Source organism: Streptomyces sp. NPDC053432 (genome assembly GCF_055585365.1).
Genome location: NZ_JBVJKF010000002.1, coordinates 145,501 through 158,642, shown reverse-complemented (window position 1 = coordinate 158,642; position 13,142 = coordinate 145,501). Strand labels below are relative to the sequence as shown.

Below are 13,142 nucleotides of genomic sequence, written 5' to 3'. Positions count from 1 at the left end.
ACTATCAACCTATAGCGCACCGGGGGGCTTGTGGCAAGGCCCCCTTCCTGTCGCAGAATCGTCGGCCTCACCCGGAAACCTGCGGAAATGTGGTCCTGATGATTGACGTGATCGTGGTGGGCGCGGGCCCCACCGGCCTGATGCTCGCCGCCGAACTGCGGCTGCACGACGTGCGGGTGGTCGTGCTGGAGAGGGACGCGGAGCCGACCAGGATCGTCCGCGCCCTCGGCCTGCACGCCCGCAGCATCGAGGTGATGGACCAGCGCGGGCTGCTGGACCGGTTCCTCGCCCTCGGCAAGCAGTACCCGGTCGGGGGGTTCTTCGCCGGCATCCCCAAAGCCTCGCCGGCCCACCTGGACACGGCGCATCCCTACACCCTCGGCATTCCGCAGCCCGTCACCGACCGCCTGCTGACCGAGCGCGCCACCGAACTCGGGGCCGACATCCGGCGCGGCAGCGAACTCGTCGCCGTGGACCAGGACGAGAACGGGGTGACCGCGGAACTCGCCGACGGCACACGGCTGCGCTCGCGCTACCTCGTCGGCTGCGACGGCGGCCGCAGCACGGTCCGCAAGCTGGCGGGCATCGGCTTTCCCGGCGAGCCCAGCCGGGTCGAGACGCTGCTGGGCGAGGTGGAGCTGACCGCACCGCCGGAGGAGATCGCCGCTGTGATGGCCGAAGTCCGCAAGACCCAGCTGCGGTTCGGTGCCGGGCCGCTCGGCGACGGGCTGTACCGCGTGGTCGCGCCCGCCGAGGGGCTGGCCGATGACCGCAGGGTCCCGCCGACCCTGGACGAGCTGAAGCGGCAGCTCCGGGCCACCGCCGGGACCGACTTCGGCGCGCACTCGCCGCGCTGGCTGTCCCGCTTCGGCGACGCGACGCGGCTGGCCGAGCGCTACCGCACCGGCCGCGTGCTGCTCGCCGGAGACGCGGCGCACATCCACACGCCGGCCGGCGGGCAGGGCCTCAACCTCGGTATCCAGGACGCCTTCAACCTCGGATGGAAACTGGCCGCCGAGGTGGCCGGCTGGGCACCGGACGGGCTGCTGGACAGCTACCACGCCGAACGGCACCCGGTGGCCGCGGACGTCCTGGACAACACCCGCGCGCAGTGGGAGCTGATGTCCCTCGAACCGGGAGCGCAGGCGGTACGCCGGCTGCTCACGGAGCTGATGGAGTTCGAGGAGGTGAACCGGTACCTGACCGAGAAGATCATCGCGATCGGCGTCCGCTACGACTTCGGCGAGGGCCACGAACTGCTCGGGCTGCGGATGCGGGACGTGGAGCTGAAGCGGGGACGCCTGTACGGCCTGATGCACGAAGGCCGCGGGCTGCTGCTCGACCGGACGGGCCGGCTCTCGGTGGACGGCTGGTCCGACCGGGTGGACCACGTCGTCGACGGCAGCGAGGAACTCGACGTGCCCGCCGTGCTGTTGCGTCCGGACGGGCACGTGGCCTGGGCGGGTGAGGACCAGCAGGACCTGCTCGGGCACCTGCCGAAGTGGTTCGGATCCGCGGTGTCCTGATGTCGCGGACCGGCCCCGTTGCCCGCCGCGCCCCTCAGGTGCGGCGGGCGGCCGTGGCAGCGGAACAGCCGGCCCCGGGACGCCACGCGGGCTGACGGGCCGGTCGAGGGGGGTCAGCCGGCCCCGGGCCGCTCCGCCGGGGAATTCGGCGCCGTGCAGGTTGACGTAGAAGCCGGCCGGGCGGCGAGGAGCCGCGGCCCCCGTGCCCGCCGTGGCCCTCGTCGGCACGGTGGCGCCCGCCGACCGCCGCCGTGCTCGCCCCGGTCGCCGCCCCGGCCGCCCTGCTGGCCCTGACGGCCTGCGGCGGCGGAGGTTCCGCGGCGCCTGGGGACCACAAGCCCGCCGAGGCGGTGTCCGTGCGGGTCGCCGACTCCGCGCTCGGCCCGATCCTGGACCAGCCCGGCGCGAGCAACTGCTCCGCCGAGTACGTGGCCGTCTGGGCCGCCCTCATCGCCCCCGGGGCTGCGGCGGGTTGGGGCGCGGACGCGAGGCTCCTCGCCGGTACGCCGCTCACCGGGGGCGCCACGCGATCGGCGCGGACGGGAAACTCGTCAAGCGCACCGTGTGCCGCCGTACATCCGACGGCTGCGGGTTGTGGGGAATTCCGCCATCGTGCACCCCGCCCCGCCTTCCTAGGCTCGCCGGAGTCCGGTTCCGCGAGAACAGGGAAAGGGAGCGGTGGATGGGTGTGGACAAGGTGGTCGGGGACTGCGCCGAAGCGGTCGCCGACATAGCGGAGGGCGCCTCCCTCGCGGTCGGGGGCTTCGGACTCTGCGGGATCCCCGGGGTGCTCATCGAAGCCCTGCGGCAGCGCGGCATCGGCGGACTGAGAGTGGTGTCCAACAACTGCGGTGTGGACGACTGGGGTCTCGGACTCCTGCTGCGTGAGGGCCGGATCGCCCGGATGACCAGCTCGTACGTCGGCGAGAACAAGGAGTTCGCCCGCCAGTACCTCGGCGGCGAACTGGAGGTGGAGCTCGTCGCGCAGGGAACCCTGGCGGAACGGCTGCGGGCGGGCGGCGCCGGGATACCCGCCTTCTACACCCCAGCAGGGGCGGGCACCCGGATCGCGGACGGCGGGCTGCCCTGGCGGTACCGCCCGGACGGCACGGTCGCGGTGGCCTCACCGGCGAAGGAGACCCGGGCCTTCGGTGACCGCGAGTACCTGCTGGAGGAGGGCATCACCACCGACTTCGCCCTCGTCCGGGCGGCCGTCGGCGACCGTCACGGCAACCTCGTCTTCCACGCCTCCGCCCGAAACTTCAACCCCCTCGCCGCGATGGCCGGCCGCGTCACCGTCGCCGAGGTGGAGGAACTGGTCGCGCCGGGGGAGATCCCGCCCGGCCGGGTCCACCTGCCCGGCGTCTTCGTCCAGCGGGTCGTGCGCGTCGCCCCCGGCGATCCCGCGGCCGCCAAGCGCATCGAGCGGCGCACGACCCGCCCGCGGGTCCAGGAGGCGTACTGATGGCCCTGACACGGGAGCAGATGGCGGCCCGGGCCGCCCGGGAACTGACCGACGGCTCGTACGTCAACCTGGGCATCGGGCTGCCCACCCTGATCCCCGGCCACCTGCCCGACGGCATCGAGGTGGTCCTCCACTCGGAGAACGGGATCCTCGGCGTCGGACCCTACCCGGGGGAGGAGCAGGTCGACCCGGATCTGATCAACGCGGGCAAGGAGACCGTGACCACCGCCGCCGGCGCCTCCTACTTCGATTCCGCGCTCTCCTTCGGCATGATCCGCGGCGGGCACATCGACACGGCGGTGCTGGGGGCCATGCAGGTCTCCGCCTCCGGCGACCTGGCGAACTGGATGATCCCCGGGAAGCTGGTCAAGGGGATGGGCGGCGCCATGGACCTGGTGCACGGAGCCCGGCGGGTGATCGTGCTGATGGAGCACACGGCGCGCGACGGCTCCCACAAGCTCGTGCCGGAATGCACCCTTCCGATGACCGGCCGGGGCGTGGTGGACCGGGTCGTCACGGATCTCGCGGTGATCGACGTCACCGGGTCGGGTCTGCTGCTGCGCGAACTCGCCCCCGGGGTGGGCCTGGACGAGGTCCGCGCCGCCACCGGCGCGGAACTTGCCGTCGCGAGCGACCTCACCGTGCGCGCCTGCCCCGGCTCTGCCTGCCCCGGCTCTGCCTGACCTGGCCCGGCCGCGCCTGGCCCGGCCGCGCCTGGCCCGGCCGCGCCTGGCCCGGCCGCGCCTGACCGGGTGCGCCTGACCGGGTGCGGCCGGGCTCAGGACCATTAGCAGGGCTTCCGTCGTCGGTCAACGGGGCACGGTCCCCCTGCATTTCGGCCGGCTGTGGTGCGCAGCACCGTTCTGGATCCGGCTCCCCGGATCCTACGGTTGCCCGCACCCCAGCCCGTCCGGCCGCCCCGGCCGGTGCGCCGTACAGGAGCCGCCATGCCCCCCGCCGCAGCACCCCCTCAGCCACTCCCCTCCACCGCCCCGGCAACACGTCCAGCGCGTACGAAGGGACGCCTGCGCCGCGCGCTCGGCCGGACGGCCGCGGTCATGGCCCTGGTCGCGGGGGCGGCGCTCTTCTCGCCCGCCCCCGCCGCACGGGCCGCCGTTCCCCTCCAGAGGATCGGGGACTTCGGGGCCAACCCGGGCGCACTGAACATGTACGTGTACCGGCCCGTCGGCATGCCGGCGGCTCCGGCCGTGGTGGTCGCGCTGCACGGCTGCACCCAGAGCGCCCAGGTCTACGCCGACAACTCGGGGCTGACCGAGTTCGCCGACCGGTACGGATTCCTGCTCGTCCTCCCCGAGACGACCACCGCGAACAACAGCAGCCAGTGCTTCAACTGGTTCGAGCCCGGCGACACCGGGAGGGGACAGGGTGAGGCCGCCTCGATCAGGCAGATGGTCACGCAGGCCCGGGCCGCCTACGGCGCAGACCCGGCACGCGTGTTCATCACCGGTCTGTCGGCCGGCGGGGCCATGACCTCGGCGATGCTCGCCGCGTACCCCGAGGTGTTCCAGGCGGGCGCGGTCATCGCCGGAATCCCCTACGCCTGCGCGAACTCCGTGGTCACCGCCTACTCCTGTATGAGCCCCGGCGTCGACCGGGCGCCCTCGGCCTGGGCCCGGAGCGTCCGCGACGCGAATCCCGGCTACGGCGGACCCTGGCCGAGGGTCGCCGTCTGGCACGGCGACGACGACACCAAGGTCGTCCCGCGGAACGCGGACGGACTGCGCGACCAGTGGACGGCCCTCCACGGCCTCGGCCAGAGCCCGGACCGCACCTCCACGATCGGGCCGGACGGCACCCGCAGGGAGCAGTACCTGGCGGCGGACGGCAGCGTCGCCGTGGAGGTGGACCGCGTCCCCTCCATCGGGCACGGCACCCCGGTGGACCCGGGCACCGGACCGCAGCAGTGCGGCGCCACCGGCACCGCCCACTTCATCCGCTCGGTCTGCTCCAGCTACTGGATCACCGGCTTCTTCGGCCTGGACGGCTCCGCGCCGGACCCGGGCGGCCCGCCCGCACCCACGGGCCTCGCCGTGACCGCGACCACCGACACCGCCGTCACCCTCGGGTGGAACGCCGTCGGCGGGGCCGCCTCGTACGCCGTCTACCGCGACGGATCCCGTATCGCCACCCCGGACGGGTCCCCGTACACGGACACCGGACTGGGCCCCGGCACCACCCACTCCTACGCCGTGGCAGCCCGGGACGGCGCCGGTACGGAAGGCCCGCGCTCGGCGGAGGTGCGCGTCACCACCACGGGCGCCGCGCCCAGGTGCTGGACCGCGAACAACTACCAGCACGTGCAGGCGGGCCGCGCCACGACCGCCGGCGGCTACGTCTACGCCCAGGGCTCCCACCAGAACATGGGCCTCTACAACACCTTCGTCGTGCACACGCTGAAGGAGTCACCGGCCGGTTACCACGTCATCGCCGACGGCGCCTGCCCCTGACATCGGCGAACCACCCTTCCCTTCCCGCCCACAGACCTTCCACCGGAGGTATCCGTGCACCCGCCCCGCAGCACCACCCTGCGCAGGGCCGTCGCAGCCGCGGCGGCACTCGTCACCCTCGCCGCCGTCCCCGCGGCCGCCGCCCAGGAGGACCCGGACGGCGCCGCCCGGAGTGCGACGGCGCACTGCGCACGGCTCCCGTGGCTGAGGGTGCCGGGCGCCGAACGCCAGGAGAAGGCCTGCCTCGCCGAGCTCACCACGGCCGGGACCGTCGCCTCCGGCCACACCGACCCGGCCGACTGGGCCGGGCTGACGCCTGCCGGGCTCTCCGTACCGAGCGGCGTCCCCGGCATCCAGATCGACGGGTACTTCCCCGACACCTCGACGACCAACACCAACCACGGATGGCAGCACGACGCGCAGTTCGTGATCCGCCTGCCCGACCGGTGGAACGGCGGCCTGGTCGTCGCCGGTTCGCCGGGGGTCCGGGAGCAGTACGCCAACGACCGGGCCATCGGGGACTGGGTGCTGGCCCGCGGGTACGCGTTCGCCTCGACCGACAAGGGCAACACCGGCGCCGCGTTCCACCGCGACGGCCGCACCCCGGGCGACGCGATCGCCGAATGGAACAGCCGCGTCACCCAGCTCACCCGCGCCGCCCGGGCCGTCGTCGCCCAGCGCTACGCACGGCCCCCCGCGCGGACGCTCGCCACCGGCATGTCCAACGGCGGATACCTGGTGCGCTGGCAGCTGGAGAACCGTCCCGAGCTCTACGACGGCGGCGTCGACTGGGAAGGCACCCTCTGGCGCGAGGAGGGCCCGAACCTGCTGACCTTCCTGCCGCCGGCCCTCGCCGCGTACCCCGCCTGGGCGGCCGGGGGCGAGGGCGCCGGGGAGGCCCACCGGAGGATGACCGCCGCGGGCTTTCCCGCCGGCTCGGAGTTCCTGTGGCCGTTCCACCACCAGTACTACTGGGACCTGACCCAGCGCATCTACCGCGAGGAGCTCGACCCGGACTACGACGGCCCGCTGGAGGCCGGCCGGCCCTTCTGCGCCCCCGGAACCCCCGACTGCGACGCCGACTACGCCTACGCCTCCCGGCCCGCCGGGGTCCGCGAAGCGGTCTCCGGGATCGCCCTCACCGGCCGCATCGGCAAACCCCTCATCACCGTGCACGGCACCCTCGACGTGCTCCTGCCGATCAGCCAGGACTCCGACGTCTACGCCCGCATGGTGGCCGACGCCGGCCGCGGCCGGCTCTTCCGCTACTACCGGGTCGAAGGCGGCACCCACGTCGACTCGCTGTTCGACGCCTTCCCCGACCGGCTCCGGCCCCTCCTCCCGTGCCACCGCGCCGCGTTCGCGGCCCTGGAGGACTGGACCGGCCGCGGCGTGCAGCCGCCGCCCGGCCGGACGATCCCCCGGCCCGACTCCGCCGGCCCAGGAGAACTGCTGAAGAGCTGTCCGCTCACCGCCTGAACATCCACTGGTGGGCTCCACCACCGTGCCGGTCACGACTGTGGAGGGCAGACACATGGGAGCGGCACCCGCCCGTCGCGCATGATTCCCGGCATGACAAGCGGATTCACACCCCCGTCCGACGCGGCGGCGGGCGTCGACCTCACGGGACGTACCGCCATGGTGACGGGCGCCGGCAGCGGGATCGGCCGGGCCTGTGCCCGGGCGCTCGCCGCCGCCGGCGCGCTCGTCCACGTGATCGACCTCGACGCCGGGGCGGCCGCATCGGTCGCCGACTCCATCGGGGGGAGCGCCCACGTCGTCGACCTCGCCGACGGCCGGCTGCTGGAGCAGCTCCCCACCGGCGTCGACATCCTCGTCAACAACGCGGGACTCCAGCACGTCGCACCCCTCGACGCATTCCCCGTGGAGCGGTTCGAACTCCTCCAGCGGGTCATGGTCCAGGCCCCGTTCCTCCTGATCCGCCGGTCCCTGCCGCACATGTACGCACGCGGCTGGGGCCGCATCGTCAACATCTCCAGCGTGCACGGCCTGCGCGCCAGCGCGTTCAAGTCCGGTTACGTCACGGCCAAGCACGCCGTGGAGGGGCTCAGCAAGGTCGCTGCCCTCGAAGGCGCCCCGCACGGGGTCACCAGCAACTGCGTCAACCCCGGATACGTCCGGACGCCGCTGGTCGAGCGCCAGATCGCCGCCCAGGCCGCGGCGCACGGCATCGACCCGGAGCAGGTGGTCGGGGAGGTGATGCTCAGCCGCTCCTCGATCAAGCGGCTGATCGAACCGGAGGAGGTCGCCGACGTGGCCGTATGGCTCTGCGGACCGCACACCGGCTACATCACGGGGGCGTCCATCCCGGTCGACGGCGGCTGGAGCGCTGCCTGACCAGGCGTCAGCTGCCGTTCGCCTCACCGCCCTCGCGGCGCCGGCGGCGGCGCGCGCCGAGTGCCCCCGCCAAGCCGATCAGGCCACCCGTGATGGCGCCGGACACGAGGATGCGCAGGAAGTTCTCCATCGGACGGTTCCCCTCTGAGTCGGATTCACCGGGACACTAGCGAGGGGCGGAGGGTCCTGGCTTGGACAAATCTGCGCTCGCCCCTCACGGGGCTCACTGGGCTCACGGGCTCACAGGGCGAGGGCACCCTCCGCAAGGCGCCCGGCGGCCAGCCGGCCGGGGGTGGTGCCGGCCAGGGCACGGAACTCCCGGTTGAGATGGGCCTGGTCGTAGAAACCACAGGCGGCGGTCACCTCGGTGGGGGTCGCGCCCCCGTGCGCCAGCAGCCCGACCGCCCGGTGGAAGCGCAGTACCCGCGCGGACGTCTTCGGCGTCAGACCCACCTGTTCGGTGAAGCGGCGTACCAGATGGCCCTGGCTCCAGCCCACTTCGGCCGCGAGCCGGCCGACGGGGACCGCCCCGCCGGCCCCGGACAGCAGCCGCCACGCGCGGCCCACCTCGGGCGCGGGGAGCGGGCCGCGGGCGAGCCGGGCCGCCAGTGCGGTGTCGAGCAGGTCGAACCGGGCGGACCAGTCACGGGTGGCCGCCAACCGCTCGACCAGTAAGCCGGATTCGGGGCCGAGGACATCGCGCAGCTCCACCACCCTGTTGGTCAGCTCGCCCATCGGCACGGCGAACAGCCGGTAGGCCCCGAGTGGGGTCAGCTCCAGCCGGATCGCCTCCTGCCCGCCGGGGTGGTCGCACACCCGGTAGCCGTCCTCCAGGCCCGCGACCAGCGAGCCGGTCACCTGGCCGGACGGGCTCGTCTCGCCGAGCCGGCTGATCCGGGCGAACGGCTCGCCCAGGCTGATCACGACGACTGCGCGGCCCGTGGGTACCAGGCGCACCCGGTAGGGCGAGGCCGCGTCCTCCCAGTAGCCGGCGTAGCTGTGCAGGACCGGGCGCAGCGGAGCGGGCCAGGGCCGGGTGACCCGCCATCGGTCACCCACCCGGGTCACCTGCAGTCCCCGGGCCGCCGCGCCCGTCGTAACGACCACCGGAATGTTCCGCTCCTCAGTGCCAGGAGGGATGGCCCTCGCCGGAGGATCCGGTGGTGAGCATGCGCCCGCCGGTCCCGTCCGCGCGTACGGCCCAGATCACCGGATTCTCGTACGGGCCCCGGACGAAGGCCACCCAGGTGCCGTCCGCGGACCAGCTGGGGTCCATCTCGTGGGCGCCGGTGGCCACCAGTTCACGGTCGTTCGTGCCGTCGGCGTCGACGAGGCGGATGTCGCCCTGGGTGCCCTTGCCGTAGGTCCCGGCCGTGTAGGCGAAGGTCCTGCCGTCCGGCGACCACACCGGGTCGAGCGCCGGATGCGGCAGCCGGGTCACCTGCTCCGGTGCGCGCTCGGCGGCGGCGGGGTCGACGAGGTGGACCTGCCAGTTCTCGGGCGCGGTCTGCATGCAGACGGCGATGTGCTTGCCGTCGGGCGACCAGGCGGGGTCCTCGACCTGGCCGGTTCCGAAGGTGAGCTGCCGGGCGGTGCCGTCGGCGACGTCGACCGAGAACAGCTGCTGCACGCCGTCCTTCTTGCGCAGCACGGCGAGCCGGCTGCCGTCCGGCGACCAGGACACCCTGCCGCCCGCGATGGGGCCGAGCCGCCGGGCGTTCGATCCGTCGGCTTCGGCGGTCCAGACGGCCGTACCCTCGGAGGTGGAGCGGGTGAACGCGAACGACCTGCGGTCGGGGGACCACTGGGGGAGCATGTCGCAGCTGCTCCCCGTGACGAGTCGTACGGGGGTGTCCGTGGCGGGGTCGCGGCGGGCGATGACGCCGTGACAGGTCCCGGGCCAGCCCGGAGCGGTGTCCTGCCGGATGAGCAGGGCGTCGGTCGGGAGCGGGGCGGGGCCGGAGGGCGAGCCGCTGGGCGGGGTGGCTCCGGACTTGCCGCCGTCACCGCCGGAACCGGGACCGTCCCAGGGCTGCCACACGAACAGGCCCGCGCCCGCGAGGGCGAGCACGAGCGCCGCCGCGACCACCGCGCGCCGTCGCCGGGACCGGTGCGCGTCGCCCGGCCCCGGCACCGCCGTGGGTGCGGGGGAGAGCGGATGCGTGGGCCCGGTCACGGTGACCGGCTGCTCCGTACGGGCTGCAGCGGCGTCGCCGAGGGGGCGGGCCGGGTCCGGTGCCGTGACCTCGCGGGGCGCGGGTCGGGGGGCTGGGGTGTCCAGGGCAGGGGCGTCCGGCGCCGGGGTGTCCAGGGCAGAGGTGTCCAGCGCCGGGGTGTCCAGGGCCGGGGTGCCCGCGGCCGGGCCGTCCGGTGCCGGTGCGTTCCGGACCCGGGGGTCCGGCGCGGGAGTGCTCCGGACCTGGGCGTCCGGGGCCGGGGGGTCCATGACCGGGGTGTTCCCGTCCGGTGCGGCCAGGGCGGGGGTGTTCGGGGCCGGGGTGTCCGGTGTGGTGCGTTCCGGAACGGGGGCCGGAATGGCCGGTTCCTGCCGGGGGAGCAGTCGCGAGGCCTCGTCCGGCAGCCAGCCGTCACCGGCCGGGTGACGGACGGTCAGGCTGCTCAGGAAACCGGTGGGTGTGGGCCGGTCGTCCGGGTCCTTGGACAGGCAGGCGCCGATGAGCCCGCGGAGTTCACCGGGGACGGCGGTCAGGTCCGGCTCCTCGTGGACGACCATGTAGTGCCGTGCCGCGGACGGGCCGTCACCGAAGGGGGAGCCGCCCGCCGCCTGGGTGAGCACCACTCCCAGCGCGAACATGTCCACCGCGGGGGTCACGGTGCCGCCGGTCAGCTGCTCGGGTGCCAGGAACCCCGGCGTGCCGATCTGCAGTCCCGTCTGCGTCAGGGCCGTACCGTCCAGCGCCCGTGCGATGCCGAAGTCGATCACGCGCGGTCCGTCCTCCGCGACGATGATGTTCGCCGGCTTGAGGTCGCGGTGGATGACTCCCACCCGGTGGATCGCCTCCAGGGCCTCGGCCAGGCCGGCCGCCAGGACGGTGAGGGTGTCCAGGGGCAGCGAGCCCACGCGCGCGAGCACCGCCTGGAGGGTGGGTCCGGGTACGAAGGCGGTCACCAGCCAGGCCGGATCCCCGTCCGGGTCGGCGTCGACGACCGGCGCGGTGTGGAAGCCGCCGACCCGCCGGGACGCCGCCACCTCGTCGGCGAACCGCCGCTTGAAGCCCGGCTCGTTGCACAGCTCCGGGCGTACGACCTTGACCGCGACCGCGCGGCCGGACCGGGACCGGCCCATGTAGACCACACCCATGCCCCCCTGCCCGAGCCGTCCCAGCAGTCGGTAGCGGCCCTCGCCGACCGAGGTGGGATCGCCCGCTTCGAGCGGCTTCATGGGTTCCCCGTTTCACACGTTGAGCACTGAACAGGCTCTCCCTACCCGTCGCGCCGCCCGGCAGTCAAGCGCGGTCCACACAGTGACGTGAGTGATTGGTCCGGTTCGTTCCTGAGCCGATCCTGCGGGCTTCCTTAAGAGACCTTGAAGAACGCCTCCGGGTGGCTCTTCTGGCTGGTCACAGCCCTAGGCTCGGTCGGACCCGTCCATCCCCTCCCCCCTGAGGTGCCACACGCATGAGCCGCAGCCGAACTCCCGTAACACCGTCCCGCGCCGGGGCGCGGCGGAAGAAGAAGGTGCGCACGCGCGTCGTGCTGTCCCTCACCGCGGCGGCCGCGGCGGTCGCGGTCGGGGTCGCGGTGGCCGACTCCGACGGTGGCGGTCGCGCGGACCGGAACGCCGATGCCGCGGGGAAGGCGCACTCCGGAGCGGCGGACACCGGGGCGGCGGGCGCGACGGCGACCCCCACCGCCCCCCTGCCCAGCGGCTCGGCCTCCGCGACCGGTGCGGCGACACCGTCCGGGACCCCCGGTGCCGACGCCACGGCGTCCGCCGCCCCCGCGACGCCCGGGGCGCAGGAGAGCCGGCCGGTCACCTCGGCGCCGGCGCCGGCCGGCAAGCCCGCGTCGCGGCCGCCCGCCACCACCGGCGGCGGTTCCGGTGGTTCGGGCGGTTCCGGTGGTTCGGGTGGTTCCTCCGGGGCGTCCGAGTCCGAGTCGGCCGTCCTCGCCCTGGTCAACAAGGAGCGCGCCGCGGCCGGATGCGGTCCGCTGACCACCAACGCCAAGCTGAGCGCCGCCGCGCGGGCGTACAGCGACACCATGGCCCGCAGCGGTGTCATGTCCCACACCGGACCCGACGGGTCCACGTTGACCTCCCGGGTGGAGGACGCCGGGTACGGCTGGTCCCGCCTCGGCGAGAACATAGCCCGCGGTCAGGCGGACGCCGCCGCCGTCATGGACGCGTGGATGAACAGCCCCGGCCACCGGGCCAACATCCTCAACTGCGGCTTCAAGGAGATCGGCATAGGTGTCCACAAGGGCGACGGCGGTCCCTGGTGGACGCAGGACTTCGGAGCGCCCAAGTAGGCACCCCGGCAGGCGCCGAGGCAACAGTCCGCCGCACCGGCCCCGCTTCCCCGCAGCCGGGCGGCCCCCGTCCTCCTGACCCGTACGCGGGTCGGGAGGACTTCGGCGTTCCCCCACCCGGCCCCGGGCCGGGCGTCCGGGGCCGGGGGAGGGGTGACGGGCGCCCCGGCGCGTCGGCCACTATGGGGCCGTGCCAAGAATCCCGCGCTACCTGCTCATATGGCTGTCCTGCACGGCCGCCAGCGTGACCGCCGTGCTCGGCACGGTCCAGTTCGTGGTCGGGTCGACCAGGCATACGCCGCCGGTCGCGCAGTCCGCCCCCTTGGTCTTCGACTCGCCGCCGGCGTGGCAGGCGGGGCAGGGCGGGTCGCCGAGCCCGCAGTCCCCGAGCGCGTCCGCCTCCGGGTCGCCCACCGGGACGGGACGGCCCTCCACCCCGGCTCCGGCGCCGACCCCGGTGAAGGCCTCGACCGGAACACCCCGTACGACGGCGCCGAAGCCCTCCGTGGACTGCGACGGAGGACCGGGGCTGCACACCGTCCCCTCCGAGGGCGGCAAGGTCACCGTGCGGTACGGCAGCCGCGGCGTGTGCCTGATCTCCGCGATCCCCGGTCCCGGATTCAAGGCCACCACCTCCCAGACCGCGGACGACACCCTGACGGTCACCTTCACCGGCGCGGACCACCGTTCGGTCATCACGGCGACGACCGAGCCGATGGCGAAGGCCAGTGTCCGTGAGACGTCGTTCTGATCCCTCCCGCTCCCTTTCGGGGGTTTCACCCCTCCGTATGCACTCATCTCCCACGTCCGGCGAAGCGGAACCTGAGCTCTTCC

Annotated in this window: 11 protein-coding genes; 8 read left to right on the top strand and 3 right to left on the bottom strand. The window is 74.1% G+C overall.

Features of this window, described 5'->3' with window-relative positions; translation table 11 throughout:
• Positions 1-98 precede the first annotated feature (98 nt).
• The 6 genes from rox to ACZ6Y1_RS03735 all read left to right on the top strand — a co-directional run bounded on the left by rox (position 99) and on the right by ACZ6Y1_RS03735 (position 7,817).
• On the top strand, positions 99-1,526 hold the full coding sequence (gene rox / locus ACZ6Y1_RS03760; protein ID WP_469622244.1) for a rifampin monooxygenase: 1,428 nt from the start codon (positions 99-101) through the stop codon (positions 1,524-1,526).
• A 682-nt stretch (positions 1,527-2,208) separates the two neighbouring features.
• Positions 2,209-2,991 carry a CoA transferase subunit A gene (locus ACZ6Y1_RS03755; protein WP_469622241.1) on the top strand — a complete coding sequence of 261 codons (783 nt, stop codon included), beginning with the start codon at positions 2,209-2,211 and terminating at the stop codon, positions 2,989-2,991.
• Positions 2,991-3,674, top strand: coding sequence for a CoA transferase subunit B (locus ACZ6Y1_RS03750; RefSeq protein ID WP_469622238.1), 684 nt, complete (start codon positions 2,991-2,993; stop codon positions 3,672-3,674). The genes ACZ6Y1_RS03755 and ACZ6Y1_RS03750 overlap by 1 nt, the downstream gene beginning before the upstream one ends.
• 375 nt (positions 3,675-4,049) lie before the next feature.
• On the top strand, positions 4,050-5,459 hold the full coding sequence (locus ACZ6Y1_RS03745; protein WP_469622235.1) for an extracellular catalytic domain type 1 short-chain-length polyhydroxyalkanoate depolymerase: 1,410 nt from the start codon (positions 4,050-4,052) through the stop codon (positions 5,457-5,459).
• 54 nt (positions 5,460-5,513) lie between these two features.
• A complete protein-coding gene (locus ACZ6Y1_RS03740) occupies positions 5,514-6,938 on the top strand; it encodes a 3-hydroxybutyrate oligomer hydrolase family protein (protein ID WP_469622230.1) in 1,425 nt (474 codons plus the stop codon).
• Between the two features lie 93 nt (positions 6,939-7,031).
• Positions 7,032-7,817, top strand: coding sequence for a 3-hydroxybutyrate dehydrogenase (locus ACZ6Y1_RS03735; protein WP_469622227.1), 786 nt, complete (start codon positions 7,032-7,034; stop codon positions 7,815-7,817).
• A gap of 7 nt (positions 7,818-7,824) precedes the next feature.
• Here ACZ6Y1_RS03735 and ACZ6Y1_RS03730 read toward each other — a convergent pair whose 3' ends face one another.
• From ACZ6Y1_RS03730 to ACZ6Y1_RS03720, 3 genes are all read right to left on the bottom strand, one after another.
• On the bottom strand, positions 7,825-7,947 hold the full coding sequence (locus ACZ6Y1_RS03730; RefSeq protein ID WP_469622222.1) for a hypothetical protein: 123 nt from the start codon (positions 7,945-7,947) through the stop codon (positions 7,825-7,827).
• Between the two features lie 110 nt (positions 7,948-8,057).
• The gene (locus tag ACZ6Y1_RS03725; RefSeq protein ID WP_469622216.1) at positions 8,058-8,876 is read right to left on the bottom strand and encodes a helix-turn-helix domain-containing protein; all 819 of its coding nucleotides are present in this window, start codon (positions 8,874-8,876) and stop codon (positions 8,058-8,060) included.
• Positions 8,877-8,940: 64 nt separating this feature from the next.
• A complete protein-coding gene (locus ACZ6Y1_RS03720; protein ID WP_469622212.1) occupies positions 8,941-11,220 on the bottom strand; it encodes a protein kinase domain-containing protein in 2,280 nt (759 codons plus the stop codon).
• A 236-nt stretch (positions 11,221-11,456) separates the two neighbouring features.
• Between ACZ6Y1_RS03720 and ACZ6Y1_RS03715 the strand changes: the two genes are divergently transcribed.
• Entirely contained in the window at positions 11,457-12,308 is an 852-nt protein-coding gene (locus ACZ6Y1_RS03715; protein ID WP_469622209.1) for a CAP domain-containing protein, read from the top strand.
• A gap of 190 nt (positions 12,309-12,498) precedes the next feature.
• The gene (locus ACZ6Y1_RS03710; RefSeq protein ID WP_469622204.1) at positions 12,499-13,059 is read left to right on the top strand and encodes a hypothetical protein; all 561 of its coding nucleotides are present in this window, start codon (positions 12,499-12,501) and stop codon (positions 13,057-13,059) included.
• The last annotated feature ends 83 nt before the right edge of the window (positions 13,060-13,142 follow it).